The organism is Pedobacter changchengzhani (genome assembly GCF_004354365.1).
Lineage (GTDB): Bacteria > Bacteroidota > Bacteroidia > Sphingobacteriales > Sphingobacteriaceae > Pedobacter > Pedobacter changchengzhani.
Map to the genome: position 1 here is coordinate 519,148 of NZ_SJCY01000002.1, position 17,360 is coordinate 536,507.

Consider the following 17,360-nt stretch of genomic DNA (forward strand, 5'->3'; position numbering starts at 1 on the left):
GGCTTTTTGTACGATGATGCAAAGATATGTTTTTCATCTGTTTATATTAATTTCATCGGTGAGGAAGCGATTAGGAAATTAAAAAATATTGACTTTATAAAAAGGATAATGGTTTTATGATTTTTTCGTTTTGTTATTGTAATTTGCCACCGAAGCATGAATCCTTACGAAAAGAAGCGCCGTTGGAAAATTTTCCTCCTTGTATTTGCCATCTTAATTGGTATTGCATCTGTTTTTTATACAAATTCGTTCGTAAAAAAAATGGAACGGGAAGAAGCAAATCAATTTCAGTTGTGGGTAAAAGTTCAGGAGCGCTCTATGCTTTTGATGGATAATGATACCTATAAAGACATCATAGAGATCATCAGAAAAAACACCAAAATAAATTCGATTGTTGTAAATGGCGATGGTACAATTTTATCTTGGAATGGTTTAGACAGCACAAAAACGCTCTACCCTGGCAACGATAAACTGGTTTACGATAGCTTGTATTTCGTAAAGCAGTTGCGCGAAATGAAGGCGCAACACAAGCCAGAAGCGATGACTATTTTCGGTCAGCAGAAACTTGCTTATTACAAAGATTCGCTTATTCTTACACAGTTTAGGTATTTTCCTTATATCCAAATGGGTGTAATTTTCTTGTTTTTATTAATTGCTTACGGTGCTTTCAGTGCATCGCGTAGGGCAGAACAAGATCACGTTTGGGTAGGTTTAGCAAAGGAAACTGCCCATCAGTTGGGTACGCCAATTTCATCACTCATGGCTTGGACAGAACTCATGAAATCGAAATTTGATGCAGAAGATGATCCATTAATTGCAGAAATGGAGAATGATATTAAGCGTTTAGAGATTATCACCGATAGGTTTTCGAAAATCGGCTCCAAACCTATTCTGGAAGATCATGTGGTGTACATTGTTGTTAGCGATTTTATTCGGTATTTTAAAGTAAGAACATCTGATAAGGTAAAGTTTAGCATTACTGGCGATGAGCAGGTTAGGGCATTGATTAACGTGCCTCTTTTTGATTGGGTAATTGAAAATTTATTTAAAAATGCTGCTAACGCGATAGAAAATGAAGGTAGTATCTCGATAAATATTATTGAGAATTTAGCTAAAGAACAAGTAATTATAGATGTTACGGATAGTGGAAAAGGCATACCGAGATCTAAATTCGATGCTGTTTTTCAGCCAGGTTACACCACCAGAAAACGGGGTTGGGGTTTAGGTTTATCGCTAACCAAAAGGATTGTAGAAAATTACCATAACGGAGAAATTTTTGTGAAAGATAGTGAGTTGGGAAAAGGTACTACATTTAGAATTATATTAAAAAGCAGTTTAACGTATGAAGCGACCACAGGCTAACGAATATCCTATTTGGGCTGAAAATTATATTAGCAAAGTTAATGGCGATGTTTTTGAGTTGTTAAATGAGCAAAAACAAGCAGTTAAAGTGCTGTTTGAAAAAAATACCGACCAACAAAATTATGCTTACGCAACAGGGAAATGGACGCTAAAAGAAATGTTAGGACATATTATAGATACCGAGCGTATTTTAGTTTATCGGTTAACAAGTTTTGCGAGGAATGAAAAGCAACAACTTCCAGGCTTTGATGAAGATGAATACGTAAATAATGCACGCTTTGCAACGCGAGATTTAAGCGATTTAACCGCTGAATTTGTGGCGCTGAGAAATGCAAATTTCTATCTTTTTAAATCGTTAAGTGAAGAAGAGTTGGATAGAAGTGGTGTTGCTTCTGGTAGAGAAATAAGTGTGCGTGCAATATTGTTTGTAATTGCAGGGCACATTCAGCATCATTTACAAATCTTAAAAGAACGTTATCATGTGGTTTAAAACTTTTACGGTAGAAGAGCTTAATAGCAGGCCTAAAAATCATATTGGGGCAATTCTCGATATTAAATTTACAGAAATAGGCGAAGACTTTATTTCGGCAACTATGCCCGTTGATGAGCGTACACACCAACCTGCAGGTATTTTACATGGAGGTGCATCGGTCGTTTTAGCCGAAACCTTAGGTAGCATTGCTTCTTACATGTGTATCGATCCTGATAAATTTATTGCCGTAGGTTTAGAGGTAAATGCAAACCATTTAAGGCCGGTAAAAAGTGGCTTAGTTACTGGAACTTGTACAGCACTGCATCGCGGTGCAAAAACCCATGTTTGGGAAATAAAGATGTACAACGATAAAGGTAAAATGAACTGCATAAGCCGACTTACCGTAGCGGTGATTCCAAAACCTTTATAATTTTCTTTTCGGTGTACATTTATTTCATGGCTGCTAATAAATATGAAGTATTTTTTACAAACATTATAACTTATGAATTGGATTATTTTAATTATAGCAGGGCTTTTTGAGGTTGGCTTTACCACTTGCTTAAAACTCTCGAACAATTTTAGTAACGTTAAATGGAGTATTGGTTTCTTTATTTGCATTACTTTAAGTTTTATGCTCTTAAATAAAGCATCGCAAACTTTGCCAATGGGCACAGCCTACGCAGTATGGACAGGTATTGGCGCTGTTGGGACTGTTTTAATCGGAATATTTTATTTTAATGAGCCTGCTACTTTTTGGCGTATCTTTTTTATCTGCACTTTAATTGGTTCTATTGCAGGGTTAAAGTTTTTTGCATCGAGTTGAGATCTTCCGTAGTCATGGGATGAATCCTTTAGCGCTTGATAGGATTTATCCGATGACTATTAGGCATGCATAGGCGATTTGCACTTTAGCGTTAGTAACTTTTAGGTGCAAAAAATTATGGTGACGTGGAATAGTTCTAGTAAAGTTACTAACTCTGACAGGCGATTTGTCCATTAGCGTTAGTAACTTTTAGGTGCAAAATTAGGTTTAGTAACTTTTAAACGCACAATTTTTCTAAACGCTAGCCAAAATAAAAAGGGTTGCTGTCTTTCGATAGCAACCCTTTTCTTAAATATGATTTGTAATTAAATTACTTTCACATTAACGGCGTTTAAGCCTTTTTTACCGTTAGCAACTTCGTACTGAACTTTGTCGTTTTCACGGATTTCGTCGATAAGACCTGTTGAATGTACAAAAATTTCTGCATCGCCATTAGCTGGAACGATGAAACCAAAACCTTTAGTTACATTGAAGAATTTTACTGTGCCTTCTTGCATTGTATTAAATATTATAAATTAAGTATGCAAGGTAGGTTTATTATTTTAAAATCAAAATAATTTTTAACAATTTTTTAACGTTTATCTAAATGTAAACTACTTAAATATAAGGGGTTAAAAAGTCTTTCCAACCAAAGTTAGGGTAATCTCGCTATTGTGTGGTATTCCTAAGGTTTCGCCCGGTATAATTTTGAAACGGTTTTTAAGGTAATAATCGCACAGGGCTTGGATTACTTTTCGTTTCGAATCTACATCTTCTGGCATCACACCATATACATTTTTAACTTTTCCATTGCCATTTGGGTCAACTACCAAAGAAAACTGATGTGCAAAATCTTTGTAGGCCTTGTTAATTACAATTTTATATTGCGGGAACATATAATCGTAAGCTGCAGTGCGCTGAATTAATTTATTTACGGTGCTTATTTTTTCTACTGATGCAAATTTAGTTGTTGGCATAAATTGAACAGGAATGCGACCCGCATAAGCGCTATCTGGATTTTTGTTCACCTCTTCAGATCTTTTTCTAATAAAAATAGTATCTGCTTTTGTAGGTTTTTGTAATGTTGATGCTTCTTTTTTAAGTGTATTTTTAATGTAGTTTTGGGCATAAAAAGTCATGTTAACATCCGATCGGATATCTTTTGCGATAACTTTTGCATCTACCTGTACACGCTGTAAAACCAAACTATCTTTACTAATGTGCTTTACCTTAAACCATTCTTCGGCAAAATTGTAAACATTGCCGTGGTCGTAATGTAAATGAAAACCTTGCATTATTTTTTTCTGCGGACTGTAAGCTAAGATCGAATCTTCGGCAACAATTTCGACAATCCACGAGGGTTCTTGCATAAAACCATCTCTATTAAATGATAATCCATCACTAAATCTTCGTTTCACTTCTTCGTAACGAATACCTTTAACAGGCAAAAAATTAAAATCTCTTAATGTAGGATCGCTTGTTTTGGTGCCACAAGAGGCTATAATACAACAAAAAGCAAGGCCGAAAAATAGGTTCTTTATCATAATCATGGCACGCAAAAACTAAAATTTTTGCTAAAATAATTATTTCTTGTTACTAAAATCATGTTAGCGCGTTTAGAATAGACTTTCCTAACCTCAACTCTTTATCATTTGGAAAACTATTCGGGTTATTTTTCATCTCCGATAAGAGCATGTTTTTGAAATCATCAACCCGAAAATTAACATTTATATTCGCTTTTCGAGGCGTACAACCTTATATAGATATTCGCTATCTCTATAAATTTGGAAAACAATCGTTCTATTTTCTTTTGATTTAAATAAGAGATCAATATCATTAAAGGTGTAGTCATTTATAGATTTAAAATTGATTTTCACAATTTCATCTCCAACTTGTAGCCCTTGCTTCTGCGCGGGAGAATCCTCATCAACTTCGCCAACAATTATTTTGGAATTTGTTTCTTGATCTAGGTAAACCACCATACCTAGCATATTGTGCTCGAATGGGGTTTTAAAGTAAATATTTGGTTTAATGTACATAAAGCCCTGCCTGTAATTAAACTGAATATTAAAGCGCCTTAAAATTTCTGCGCCAACATTTCCGTTTCGTTTGTTATCAATTTTATTTGCGATAGATGCATAATTGGGAAATCCGGCAACAACATCATCGAAAGAATATTTGCCCAATTGCAACTTTTTAATTCTGGCAATGTAACCAGAAATTTGACCACTTAAACTTAAACCTAAATTTGAAACTATCTTTTTCTGCGGAAGTGGAAAAGCTTGGTCATTTAAAGTTTCTAAAGATAGGGCATGGCTTGCTCCAGTATCGATCAAGAACTTTGCGTTTATCTCACTCCCGTCTGCTAATTGAATGGTTGTTTCGATATAAGGTTTTAAATTATCGATGCTTATTGGCACTTTATCGCCTCTAAATTTCACTTTAGCTTTTTCGCTATAAAACTTTATAACATTCTCGCTATATCTAACATCAACAATAAAGCTGTTAAAAAAGCTATATCCCACTAGGCCGTAAATTTTTAAACCTAAGTAGCCAGATAAATTAAATAAGTCTTTTTTTAGTATGGCTGCGGGAATATTATCCATACTTGCTTTCCCTATTTTCACACTTAATATTTGCGAAATATACGCTTGAACGTCTTCTCCGCCAAGGCCCATTACTTTAATTTTCCGCATATTATTAAAATCAACGGTATCAATAATAGTTGGATCAGTAATAATCATCGGTCCAACGCCTGTGTCTAAAATAAAATCATAGGGGCCTTTTCCGTTTATAAAGACGGGGATAATAATTAAGTTTTTAATTAGTTTGAAATGAATAGATTGTTTTTTCTTATGGCCAGTAAAGGCAAAATCTTGTGCATTGCCTGTTGAGCTAGAAAATAGAATTATTGCCACCCAAATGCTTATTTGGCGCAATAATAAAATAATTACATTCTTACATCCAACTAACATTCAATTAAATTTAATAAATTAGTTCGTAATACCGTTTATAATCGTCGAACATGTTTTGTAAAATCATTTTTAAGTTGCCCGTTTTAGCGTTACCTTCTCTTTGTTTGCTATTTGGATGCGCTACAAATAAAATGATTGCAAAAAAGGTCGATAAACAATTTAAGCAATCTACTGTAATAAGGCATTATATGGTTGGTTTTGCATTGTACGATTTACAGGAAAAGAAAATGCTGTACCAAAGAAATGCTGATCAGTATTTTACACCAGCTTCTAATACCAAACTCTACACTTTTTACGCTGCTTTAAAAATGCTGCCCGAAAATATGCCGGCCTTAAAATATGTAGAAAGAAATGATTCGTTAATTTTTTGGGGAACTGGCGATCCTTCATTTTTACACAGCACTATAAAAAGTAAAAAGGCTTATAATTTTTTAGGCGAAAGCAAAAAGAAGCTCTTTTTTGCAGGTGGACGATACAGTGGAAATGCTTTAGGAAATGGTTGGTCTTGGGATGATTACAACGATTATTATCAACCAGAAATCACAGAATTTCCGATAGCCGATAACATGGTGACTGCAAAATTTGCGGGTGTGGGTAAAATTACCATCGAACCCAAAATGTTTAGGCCGCTTTTTGAGTTAGATTCGAACAAAACCACAGGAGATTTTTACGTCATTAGAAATCTTACAAACAATCATTTTACCTATAATAATGTTAATCCGCAACCAAATTATAAGCAACAAATTCCATACAAAACTAGTTTGGAAACTACCGTGGCTGTTTTAGCAGATACGCTCCATCAACCGGTAAAGTTAATAAGCTTGAAAATGCCAAAGGATGTTAAAATTTTTTACGGCGAGAAGCGCGATACGGTTTTAAAACACATGTTGTTGCCGAGCGATAATTTCATTGCCGAACAGTTGTTATTGGTTTGTGGTAACCAAATAAATGATACGTTGAATACTGAAGTTGCCATAAAATATATGCTGAAAAACTATATGTCGTTCCTTCCCGATCCGCCAAGGTGGGTTGATGGATCGGGTTTATCAAGAAAAAATTTATTTACACCTAGAGACATGATTTCCATTTTGGATAGTATCTATCACGAAGTAAAGAATAAAGAAAAGCTTTTTAGTTTCTTGCCTGCCGGAGGAAAATCCGGAACGCTTAAAAATGCTTACCCAAAAACAGATAACCCATTTGTTTTTGGTAAAACAGGCACACTTTCTGGCGTGCATAATCAAAGCGGATATGTGCTTACAAAAAAAGGCAAAATTTACATTTATTCATTCATGAACAATAACTTTGTTCAACCTACGGCTACAATAAAAACTGAAATGGTTAGGATTGTAACTTACATTCACGATAATTTTTAAAAAAATTCATTTTATGTTTTTAGTGGTGTTTGTTGTAAAATCGTTTGCGCAAAAACAGTTGATTTTTAAATCTAAAAAAATGTTTAGTGTGGCGCTCTTTAACAAACCTAACGCCTATAACTTGTAGAAAGGAATATCCATTAAATCGTAAGCTTGCCAATCGATAAAATCGTAATGCCACCATTCGTTATGTAATACTTTTAAACCATACTTGGCCATTATTTTAATTAGATAATCGCGATTTGCTTTAATCTCGGGGGTTAAATTGTCAAAATCTGCCGCAGCTTCTTTTGCAAAACTATCATAAGGTGTCGGCATGATAAGTTCTTTGCCTGTTTTAAGGTTGATTATAGTTAAATCCAAGGCACAACCTCTATTGTGTTTAGAACCTTTTGCGGGGTTTGCCACGAAATTTTTATTACTGGCTTTTTTGTAAAAAGTTACAGTTATTTGGTAAGGGCGATAACCATCGAATATTTTTAAGCCCAAACCTTGGTGTTTAAGTTCTGCCTGTATTTTTTTTAAGGCATCTACTACAGGTTTTCGTGCAAAAGCCCGCGCCTGCTTGTACATTACCTGTTGCATAAAATTATGCTTCGTGGCGTATCTTATGTCGAGTTTTATAGTGGGAATTGCTTTTTTAATTTCGACCAACTCATTATTTGGATTAGATTTTACAGCAGCTAGGTATTGATTAAAATCACTAACCACGACTAACTTTTTCGGTATCGCTGTTTTGTTTTGTGCTGTTGCAGATACGGAGAGGAAGAGAAAAAATATTATAGAATGTAATTTCATAAAATTATACTTAAGCTTCCGTTATTGCGAGGGACGAAGTAAATCTCTCTTGCGAAATAGATTGATTCTTGCCTCGCAATGAGGACTTATATAGTTTATTGACTCGAAACGACCAATAATTCTAGATCTTTAAATGGTAAATTGAACATGTCGGCTAAATCTTTGTTGGTAACATTGCCTTGATAAATGTATAAAGCTTCCCTAATCCCTGGGGTGTTCCAAACCATGTTCATCAACCCACCATATTCTCCAATAGCGAGTAAAATTGGCGCAAAAATATTTGTTAACGCATACGATGCTGTTCGCGGAACCCTTGATGCGATATTTGGCACGCAATAATGTATAACATCGTATTTTCTAAAAACAGGGTTGGTGTGGTTGGTCACTTCTGAAGTTTCAAAACAACCGCCTTGGTCTATACTTACATCAATAACTACCGAGTGTGGCTTCATTTTACTAACGGTTTCTTCCATTACCACACAAGGGCTTCTGCCATGAGTTGCCCTAATTGCTCCAATAACTACATCGCAAGTAACAATCGCTTTGTTTAACACAATTGGTTGCATTACGGATGTAAATACTCTGCTATTGCCTAAATTATTTTGCAAACGACGCAAACGATAGATGGAGCTATCAAAAACTTTAACTTCGGCACCTAATGCCAATGCCGTTCTGGCCGCATATTCTCCAACAGTTCCTGCGCCTAAAATTACAATTTCGGTTGGAGGCACGCCTGTAAAACCGCCCAGCATTAAACCTTTGCCACCCGTAACATTACTTAAGTATTCTGCTGCAATTAATATAGATGTAGAGCCCACAATCTCGCTCATTGCCCTAACAACGCTAAGTATGTTTCCCTCATCTCTTAAATGTTCGAAACATAGCGCATTTATTTTTTTGTGGATAAGTGCTTTTAAATATTCAGCTTTTAATGTGCCAGTTTGTAATGACGAAATTAAGGTTTGCCCTTTGTGCATCATCGCAATTTCATCAAGCATTGGTGGCGCAATTTTTACCAATACATCGCAATCAAAAACTTCTTTTTTATCGTAAGCAATTTTTGCACCCTGTTCGGCATATTCTCGATCAGAGAAATTTGCAGCAATGCCTGCACCACTTTCTAAAACCACTTGATGGCCGTTATTTACTAAAAGCGCAACGGATAAAGGTGTTAAAGCAATTCTATTTTCTTGAAAAGAGATCTCTTTTGGAATCCCAATTTGGAGGTTAAACTTTTTGTTTTTGGTTTCGAGTGTTGCTTCTTGAGTTTGCATTAAGCCTTGGCGGGCAATATCGGCCATTCCGTCGCGTAATCCTGTAGCCATGATTTTGATTAAAAGTTTTTATTGGTTTATAGTTTTATGAAGATAGGTAAAATCTGTAAAAGTTTGATAACTAAATTTTTGCGAAGTTGAACAACCTACTATTTTCGTCATCAATAGTAATTTCTACCTTAATATAATGCTCTGGCAGAATTTCTTCCACCCTTTCTGGCCATTCGATCAGCAAAGTTCCGCCACTATAAAAGTAATCTTCATAGCCTAAATCATAAGCCTCTTCTATATGTTTAATTCGATAAAAATCGAAATGAAAAACCGACCCATTCGTCCCAATATATTCGTTCACAATTGAATATGTCGGACTAGAAACCACATCAGTTACTCCAAGCGCAGCACAAAAACATTTAATAAACGTAGTTTTCCCAGCGCCCATTTCCCCATTAAAAATAAAGGTTTTTTCATCCCCAGCAAAATGCAGAAGTTGTTGGGCAACGTTTGGTAAATCTGTAATTTTGTTAACTTCTATTTTCATTATTCTACTCCCTTCATGGGCTCGGAGTTTCACTATCTTTTTGGTTTTTGCTTTTTCTCCCTTTCGGGGATTAGACTTTTCCTCCTTGCCATGGTTTTTGGCTTATCCTCTCTTTATGGTTTTTGCCGCTTTCCCTGCCTTTAAATTTTTGGTTTTCGCTGTTTAGTTTCGCCTCCTTTTATTGCTTTTGCCTCTTTTCGTCCCTTAAAGGTTTTGGTTTTTTCCCTCCTTTTGTGTCTGCCGCTTTCCCTCCCCTTTAGGGGTTGGGGGTTATTTCGACGAATACGTTATTACAGGAATAATCATTTCTTCTAATGAAATACCACCATGCTGAAACGTATCATTATAATAGTTCACAAACTGATTATAGTTGTTCGGGTAAACAAAATAACTGTCTTCTTTTGCAAAAATATAACTGCTGCTGATGTTTATTTTAGGCAACATGGCATCTTGAGGGTTTTTAATTGCGAAAACTTCTTTCGCGTTAAAATTTAAATTTCTGCCCTGCTTATAACGCAAATTAGTGTTAGTACTCTTATCTCCAACTACTTTAACCGGTTTTTTTACGCGAATTGTACCATGATCGGTAGTAATAATTACTTTGACTTTTTGCTGAGAAATCTTTTTTAACAACTCGAATAATGGCGAGTGTTCAAACCATGATAAAGTTAACGAGCGATAAGCGGCATCGTCATTTGCAAGCTCGCGAATCATTTGCATATCCGTACGTGCATGGCTCAACATATCAACAAAGTTGAAAACAATCGCATTAAAATCGTTTTTTAATAAATTGTTAGCCTGTTCTAGCAAATCTTTTCCTTGATCGAAAGTTAATATTTTATGATAACTGAATTTACATTCTTTACGCAAGTTACGTTTAATGTTATCGGCTAAAAATGCTTCTTCGTGTAGGTTTTTACCACCTTCATCATCATCATTTTGCCATAACGAAGGGAAACGTTTTTCCATCTCTAAAGGCATTAAGCCAGCAAAAATCGAATTACGGGCATATTGAGTTGCCGTTGGTAAAATACTGGTGTACATATCTTCCTCCTCCAAACGGAAATACTCGGTAATCAACGGATTGATCATTTTCCATTGATCGTAACGCAAGTTATCAATCAAGATAAAAAATACTGGCGTTGTTTCATTAATCAGCGGAAAGGCTTTCTTTTTTAATAACTCGTTAGATAGAAGTGGCGATTTGTCTTTGTTTTTTATCCAATCGATATAATTGTCTTCTATAAATTTCGAAAACTGCGTATTGGCTTCTTGCTTCTGCATGGTTAAAATCTCATGCATTTGTGGGTCATCTAGCTGACCAAGCTCCAATTCCCAAAAAACTATTTTCTTGTAGAAATCAATCCACTCGCTATAACTTAATTTGTCGTTTAAAATCATGCCCAAACGCCTAAAATCTTGTTGGTAAGCCATTGATGTTTTTGCGCTAACCAATCTTTTGTTATCTACAAATTTCTTAATCGTTAGTAAAACCTGTTTTGGATTTACCGGCTTAATTAAGTAATCATCAATTTTGCTTCCAATGGCATCTTCCATTAAGTTTTCCTCTTCGCTTTTGGTAATAAGCACTACCGGAATATCTGGATTAAGGTTTTTCATGGCCGATAAGGTCTCAATTCCGGTTAGCCCGGGCATGTTTTCATCTAAAAAAACAAGATCGAAATGTTCTTTCCCGAAAGCTTCTAGTGCATCGTTACCGTTGGTAAAAGTGGTAACATTATATCCTTTATCGTTGAGAAGTAAAATATGAGGTTTTAATAAGTCGATTTCATCATCGGCCCATAAAATTTTGGTTTCTTGCATGGTAATTGTAAAAATACGTAAATATTGCCGTTATATATTTGCAGACAATCTGATCGATCAATAAAAATAGCAATTTTTGTACCGTATCTATCTATTTAACTATTTTTAACGCTTGAATAAGAAGAAAATAATAAACGACCCAGTTTACGGGTTCATCAGCATTCCGTCAGAATTGGTTTACGATGTAATTTCGCATCCATATTTTCAGCGTTTGCGCTACATTAAGCAACTTGGGATGACACATTTGGTTTATCCCGGCGCACTGCATACCCGTTTTCACCACGCATTGGGTGCTATGCACTTAATGAGTTTAGCAATCGCACTTTTAAAAAGTAAAGGAAATATAATTACCGAAGAGGAAGAAGTAGCCGCAATATTAGCCATTTTGCTACACGATATTGGTCATGGTCCATTTTCTCATGCGTTAGAACATTCGCTGGTTACAGGGATTAGGCACGAAGATATTTCAGCAAAGCTGATGCATGAGTTGAACGTTCATTTTAACGGCCGTTTAACGCTCGCGATTGAAGTTTTTAATGGAACCTACCCTAAAAAATTTCTTCATCAATTAATCTCTGGTCAGTTAGATTTAGACCGCATGGACTACCTGAATAGAGATAGTTTTTTTACTGGCGTAAGTGAAGGTGTGATTAGTTTCGACAGAATCATAAAAATGTTTAATGTTTTTGATGATGACTTAGTAATCGAAGAAAAGGGAATTTATTCTGTAGAGAAATTTTTAATTGCCCGTAGGTTAATGTATTGGCAGGTTTATTTGCATAAAACGGTGGTATCTGCCGAGATGCTTTTGGTGAGGATTTTAGAACGCGCAAAAGAATTATCGATTAATGGAACTGATTTATTTGCACCTCCATCACTAAATTACTTTTTAAAAAATAATATTACAGGCGCCGAATTTTTTAATTCCCACCTTAATTTACAGCATTTTACGAATTTAGATGATCAAGATATTTACGCAGCTTTAAAAGTATGGGTAACAAATGATGATAAAATCTTATCTACGCTTTGTAAGATGTTAACATCAAGAAATTTATACAAAGTAGAAATGACCAACGAAATGGCTAGTGAAGATAGAATTATGTTCTTGCGCAGTGCTGCGATTGATTTGTTAAAGGTATCGCCCGAAGAGAGCAGATATTTTGTTTTTACGGATACTTTAAGAAATAGAGCTTATGATGCGGGAACGGGAAATATTAAAATTTTAATGAAAAATAACGATATTGTTGATATCGCAAAGGCTTCGGATTTATCTAATTTAGAATCTTTGCAAAAAACAGTTCAAAAATACATTCTCTGTTATCCTAGGGGCATTTAAATATTTTTAGTAAAAAAATTAACTTCTACTCTAATTTTAAGTCTTATTATTGTATAATTTATATACTTATTAACCCAAACAGGTTTTTTTGTTCATATCAAATTAACATTTACCTTTGTACGATGCAATTTACTGCCAAGCAGATCAGCGAGTTTTTAAACGGTTCCATTGATGGAAATCCGGACGTAGCCGTAACAGAACTCTCTAAAATAGAAGATGGTAAGGAAGGATCTTTGTCTTTTCTTTCTAATCCTAAGTATGAAAACTTTTTGTATTCAACCCAAGCTTCGGTGGTTATTGTATCAAAAAATTTTAAGGCCAGTCAAGCTTACACCAGTACTTTAATACGAGTAGAAAATCCTTACAGTTCCTTTACGGTTCTGTTGGATAAATATAATGAAGCTTTAAACGCTCAAAATGCAAAACGTGAGGTGGATAAACTTGCCTTTGTTCATCCTACCGCTAAAATAGGAAACAACGTTTTTATTGGTGCCTTTGCATATATTGCTGAGCACGTTGAAATTGGTGATGGATGTAATATTGAGCCACAAACTTTTATCGGCGCAAATACTAAAATAGGTAGGGAATGCTCGTTTTTTCCTGGCGTGAAAATTTACCACAACTGTATTATTGGCAACCGCGTAATTATACATGCTAATACCGTAATTGGCAGCGATGGTTTCGGTTTTGCACCTCAAAAAGATGGTACTTACAACAAAATACCCCAAATAGGTAATGTTATTGTTGAAGATGATGTAGAAATTGGGGCAAATACAACTGTTGATAGAGCCACAATGGGATCTACCATTATTAAAAAAGGTGCTAAAATAGATAACCTTATTCAAATTGCACATAACGTAGAAATTGGCGAAAATACAGTTGTAGCCGCACAGTCGGGTATTTCTGGCAGTACTAAAGTAGGTGCGAGCAGCGTTATTGGTGGACAAGTTGGTATTGCTGGCCATTTAACATTGGCAAAAGGTACACAAATTGGCGCACAAGCGGGTTTAAATTTTAATACAACCGAAGAAAACAAACAATGGCATGGTAGCCCTGCCCAACCGCTAAGAAATTGGATGCGCGCTTCTGTAATTTTTAAACACCTGCCCGACATCGAAAAAAGAATTAATTTATTAGAAGAAGATATTAAAAGACTTTCCTCAAGTTTGGAAGAGAATACCAATAATGATAATGAACGTTAGACAAAAAACGATTAAAAAAGAAGCTTCAGTATCTGGTGTTGGCTTACATACTGGTGCAAACGTTACCCTTACTTTTTGCCCTGCACCCGAGAACTATGGCTTTAAATTTCAAAGAATAGATTTAGAGGGGCATCCGATAATTGATGCAGACGCAGATAATGTAACCGATACTTCGAGAGGAACAACAATTACGCAAAATGGTGCAAGTGTAAGTACAATTGAGCATGTTATGGCTTCGTTAATCGGGATGGATTTAGATAACGTCTTGATTAAAGTTAACGGTCCTGAAGCACCAATTATGGATGGCAGTTCCATTCAATTTATCGATATTTTGGAAGAAGTTGGTAACGTTGAGCAAGATACTGATCGCGAATATTTTACAATCCCGCATAACATCACCTACACCGAGCCTGATCGAGGTGTGGAGATTGTAGCAATGCCTTTAGATGATTATCGTTTTACCTGTATGATTGATTATAATTCGCCTGTTTTGGGCAGTCAACATGCTGGTATTTCTACAATAGCCGAATTTAAAAAAGAAATTGCTTCCTGCAGAACATTTTGCTTTCTGCATGAATTAGAATATCAATTACAACATAATTTAATTAAAGGTGGCGATTTAAATAATGCCATTGTTATTGTTGATAAAGCTGTTACGCAAGAAGAGCTTGATCATTTAGCGAAATTGTTTAACCGGAAAGATATTGATGTAGCGCCTCAGGGTATTTTAAACAACATGGAGTTGCGCTACCAAAATGAGCCGGCCAGACACAAACTGTTGGATATGATTGGCGATTTGGCTTTGGTTGGCATGCATTTAAAGGGACATATTATGGCTGCCCGCCCTGGCCATGCAGCTAACGTTGCATTTGCTAAAAAAATTAAGGCTGCTATTAAGAGAGAAAAAAACAAAAAAACACAGAAAGTTTACGATCCAAGTGCACCACCGCTTTACGATGTGATGCAGATTATGGAAATATTACCACACCGTCAGCCTTTTTTGTTTGTAGATAAAATATTAGAACTTTCGAAAAACCACGTGGTTGGCGTGAAAAACGTAACCATGAATGAGGAGTTTTTTAAAGGTCATTTTCCTGGTTCGCCGGTTATGCCGGGCGTAATACAAGTTGAAGCCATGGCACAGGTAGGCGGAATTTTAGTGCTCAGCACCGTTCCCGATCCTAGTAATTATTTAACCTATTTCTTAAAAATCGATAATGTTCGTTTTAGAGCGCAAGTATTGCCAGGCGATACCATTGTTTTCCGTTGCGATTTGTTAGAGCCAATAAGAAGAGGTATTGCCCAGATGAAAGGTGTGGGTATGGTAGGAGAAAAAGTAGTAGTAGAGGCTGAAATGATGGCTCAAATTGCTAAAGTTAAACAAACAGAACCAAACGCATCATGATACAACCATTAGCATACATACATCCCCAAGCCATTATAGCCGAAAACGTAGTGATTGAACCTTTTGTAGTTATTCATAAGGATGTGGTAATTGGCGAAGGAACTTGGATCGGTTCAAATGTAACCATTATGGATGGTGCGAGAATTGGCAAAAACTGTCGGATTTTTCCTGGAGCAGTAATCTCGGGCGAACCACAAGATTTAAAATTTGCAGGCGAAGTAACTACGGCAGAAATAGGCGATAATACAACCATTAGAGAATGTGTAACTATTAATCGTGGTACAAAAGATAAGTGGAAAACAACAATTGGGAAAAACTGCTTAATACAAGCTTACACACACATTGCGCATGATTGTGAAGTGGGTGATAACTGTATTTTTTCTAATAGTACAACACTAGCTGGCCATATTACAATTGGCAATAATGTTGTATTGGCAGGCTTAGTTGCTATCCACCAGTTTGTAAAAGTAGGTTCGTATGCATTTGTAACTGGAGGTTCGTTGGTGCGCAAAGATGTACCGCCTTATGTTAAAGCAGCACGGGAGCCACTTTCCTACGCTGGAATTAACTCAGTTGGTTTACGTAGAAAAGGATTTACTAACGAACAAATTGATGAAATTCAAGAAATTTACCGTGTACTTTTCGTTAAGCACAACAATGTAACCAAAGCATTGGATATGATAGAAGCAGAATTTAAGCCAACTGAAATTAGAGATGAGATTGTAGATTTTATCAGAAACTCTAATCGTGGCGTAATGAAGGGTTTTGGGATGGGCAGTTAGGGTTGAGGCTGAGGCTGAGGACAAGGTTGAGGCTAAGGTTGAGATTGAGGTTGAGGCTAAGGTTGAGGCTAAGGTTGATGACAAGGTTGAGGCTAATGGTTTTCATAACTCAACACTCATATCTCATCACTCATCACTTCCATTACGGCTAATGGTTTTCATAACTCATAACTCAACACTCAAAACTCATATCTCATCACTCCAAAATAAAAAATGAAGATAAGCTTAAACAATATCGGTAGGCGTTTTAATAAGGAGTGGATTTTTAAGCACATTTCTAAAGAGTTTGTTTCAGGAAATAGTTATGCAATACTTGGCGCAAATGGATCTGGTAAATCAACACTGATAAGCATTTTAACGGGTAGCCTTACACCGTCTGAAGGCGAAATCACCTATTCAGATACCGCTAATATACCAGTAGAAAGTATTTATCAACACATCAGTTTAGCGGCTCCTTATTTGGAGTTAATCGAAACGTTTACTTTAAAAGAAATGGTAAACTTTCATTTTAAGTTTAAAAGATTTGCGTACGGCGTTGATGCTAAAAACCTAATTTCCATATTAGGTTTGGGTAAATCTGCGCACAAAGAAATTAAATATTTCTCATCTGGCATGAAACAACGCACAAAGCTTGCTTTAGCCTTTTGTTCAGATACACAAATTCTATTTTTAGATGAACCCACGAGTAATTTAGACGTTCAAGGTATAAAATGGTACCAAGAATTAGTGGCGGATTTTACTAAAGATAGGTTAACGATAATTGGTTCTAATCAAATTCAAGAATATGAATTTTGCAACCAAACCATTCAAATGTCTGATTACAAGTAGATTATTACTTTTTAATTTTTCTGAGCAATCACCTTTTTGTCATCAAAATGTCTTAAATAATTAAAAATAAATATTTATTGTTTTTAATAAAAATTAATTATACCTTTGCGCCACCAAAAAGAGAAATATTTTACTTCTTTAAATGGTAACAAAAGATATTAATACCTGTAAAGGTTTTACATAAAAATTTTTCATAGTTTAGTTTTGAGGTTTAGGTTGATTTTGCCTTCGGAGTGGTTCCCGAAGGCATTGCTTTTTAAGGTAGTATCCTACTAACTGTGTAAGTCGAAAAGTTATTCTGAAAAATTTTGGGCCCTCAAGGCCAAACAAAAATTTTTCGGCAATAACTTTTATACATTTAAACCATATACACAGTTATGATCAAC

General features: G+C 35.5%; 18 protein-coding genes. 11 read left to right on the forward strand and 7 right to left on the reverse strand.

The annotated features are described in order from the left end of the window. Positions 1–156: 156 nt before the first annotated feature. The 4 genes from EZJ43_RS05010 (at position 157) to EZJ43_RS05025 (ending at position 2,657) form a co-directional block, all read left to right on the forward strand. A complete protein-coding gene (locus EZJ43_RS05010) occupies positions 157–1,362 on the forward strand; it encodes a sensor histidine kinase (RefSeq protein ID WP_133261570.1) in 1,206 nt (401 codons plus the stop codon). Continuing rightward, on the forward strand, positions 1,343–1,852 hold the full coding sequence (locus EZJ43_RS05015) for a DinB family protein (RefSeq protein WP_133261571.1): 510 nt from the start codon (positions 1,343–1,345) through the stop codon (positions 1,850–1,852). The genes EZJ43_RS05010 and EZJ43_RS05015 overlap by 20 nt, the downstream gene beginning before the upstream one ends. Then, entirely contained in the window at positions 1,842–2,264 is a 423-nt protein-coding gene (locus EZJ43_RS05020) for a hotdog fold thioesterase (protein WP_133261572.1), read from the forward strand. The genes EZJ43_RS05015 and EZJ43_RS05020 overlap by 11 nt, the downstream gene beginning before the upstream one ends. Positions 2,265–2,336: 72 nt before the next feature. Beyond that, entirely contained in the window at positions 2,337–2,657 is a 321-nt protein-coding gene (locus tag EZJ43_RS05025) for a DMT family transporter (protein WP_133261573.1), read from the forward strand. Between the two features lie 305 nt (positions 2,658–2,962). Here EZJ43_RS05025 and EZJ43_RS05030 read toward each other — a convergent pair whose 3' ends face one another. The 3 genes from EZJ43_RS05030 to EZJ43_RS05040 form a co-directional block, all read right to left on the reverse strand. Next, on the reverse strand, positions 2,963–3,154 hold the full coding sequence (locus EZJ43_RS05030; protein ID WP_133261574.1) for a cold-shock protein: 192 nt from the start codon (positions 3,152–3,154) through the stop codon (positions 2,963–2,965). Between the two features lie 114 nt (positions 3,155–3,268). Further along, positions 3,269–4,180, reverse strand: coding sequence for a hypothetical protein (locus EZJ43_RS05035; protein WP_133261575.1), 912 nt, complete (start codon positions 4,178–4,180; stop codon positions 3,269–3,271). Between the two features lie 183 nt (positions 4,181–4,363). Then, positions 4,364–5,611 carry an aspartyl protease family protein gene (locus EZJ43_RS05040; protein WP_133261576.1) on the reverse strand — a complete coding sequence of 416 codons (1,248 nt, stop codon included), beginning with the start codon at positions 5,609–5,611 and terminating at the stop codon, positions 4,364–4,366. A 131-nt stretch (positions 5,612–5,742) separates the two neighbouring features. Here EZJ43_RS05040 and EZJ43_RS05045 point away from each other — a divergent pair, with 131 nt between their 5' ends. After that, a complete protein-coding gene (locus EZJ43_RS05045) occupies positions 5,743–6,987 on the forward strand; it encodes a D-alanyl-D-alanine carboxypeptidase (protein WP_243718039.1) in 1,245 nt (414 codons plus the stop codon). Between the two features lie 114 nt (positions 6,988–7,101). Here EZJ43_RS05045 and EZJ43_RS05050 read toward each other — a convergent pair whose 3' ends face one another. The 4 genes from EZJ43_RS05050 to porX form a co-directional block, all read right to left on the reverse strand. After that, entirely contained in the window at positions 7,102–7,785 is a 684-nt protein-coding gene (locus tag EZJ43_RS05050) for a M15 family metallopeptidase (RefSeq protein ID WP_133261578.1), read from the reverse strand. Positions 7,786–7,880: 95 nt separating this feature from the next. After that, on the reverse strand, positions 7,881–9,110 hold the full coding sequence (locus EZJ43_RS05055) for an alanine dehydrogenase (RefSeq protein WP_133261579.1): 1,230 nt from the start codon (positions 9,108–9,110) through the stop codon (positions 7,881–7,883). A gap of 70 nt (positions 9,111–9,180) precedes the next feature. Beyond that, a complete protein-coding gene (gene tsaE, locus EZJ43_RS05060; RefSeq protein ID WP_133261580.1) occupies positions 9,181–9,597 on the reverse strand; it encodes a tRNA (adenosine(37)-N6)-threonylcarbamoyltransferase complex ATPase subunit type 1 TsaE in 417 nt (138 codons plus the stop codon). 270 nt (positions 9,598–9,867) lie between these two features. After that, complete coding sequence (porX, locus tag EZJ43_RS05065) at positions 9,868–11,421, reverse strand: T9SS response regulator signal transducer PorX (RefSeq protein ID WP_133261581.1); 1,554 nt, start codon at positions 11,419–11,421, stop codon at positions 9,868–9,870. A 112-nt stretch (positions 11,422–11,533) separates the two neighbouring features. On the opposite strand from porX, the gene EZJ43_RS05070 reads away from it, so the two are divergent. From EZJ43_RS05070 to EZJ43_RS05090, 6 genes are all read left to right on the forward strand, one after another. Beyond that, positions 11,534–12,757, forward strand: coding sequence for an HD domain-containing protein (locus tag EZJ43_RS05070; RefSeq protein WP_133261582.1), 1,224 nt, complete (start codon positions 11,534–11,536; stop codon positions 12,755–12,757). Between the two features lie 122 nt (positions 12,758–12,879). Next, entirely contained in the window at positions 12,880–13,959 is a 1,080-nt protein-coding gene (lpxD, locus tag EZJ43_RS05075) for a UDP-3-O-(3-hydroxymyristoyl)glucosamine N-acyltransferase (protein WP_133261583.1), read from the forward strand. Next, complete coding sequence (locus tag EZJ43_RS05080) at positions 13,949–15,364, forward strand: bifunctional UDP-3-O-[3-hydroxymyristoyl] N-acetylglucosamine deacetylase/3-hydroxyacyl-ACP dehydratase (RefSeq protein WP_207924569.1); 1,416 nt, start codon at positions 13,949–13,951, stop codon at positions 15,362–15,364. Before lpxD ends, EZJ43_RS05080 begins: the two co-directional genes overlap by 11 nt. Next, the gene (lpxA, locus tag EZJ43_RS05085; RefSeq protein ID WP_133261585.1) at positions 15,361–16,146 is read left to right on the forward strand and encodes an acyl-ACP--UDP-N-acetylglucosamine O-acyltransferase; all 786 of its coding nucleotides are present in this window, start codon (positions 15,361–15,363) and stop codon (positions 16,144–16,146) included. Before EZJ43_RS05080 ends, lpxA begins: the two co-directional genes overlap by 4 nt. Next, positions 16,130–16,363, forward strand: a complete 234-nt coding sequence (locus EZJ43_RS17050) for a hypothetical protein (protein ID WP_165953087.1) — start codon at positions 16,130–16,132, stop codon at positions 16,361–16,363. Before lpxA ends, EZJ43_RS17050 begins: the two co-directional genes overlap by 17 nt. Further along, positions 16,360–16,974: an ABC transporter ATP-binding protein gene (locus tag EZJ43_RS05090; RefSeq protein WP_133261586.1), complete on the forward strand. Its 615-nt coding sequence runs from the start codon at positions 16,360–16,362 to the stop codon at positions 16,972–16,974. The genes EZJ43_RS17050 and EZJ43_RS05090 overlap by 4 nt, the downstream gene beginning before the upstream one ends. Positions 16,975–17,360 lie beyond the last annotated feature (386 nt).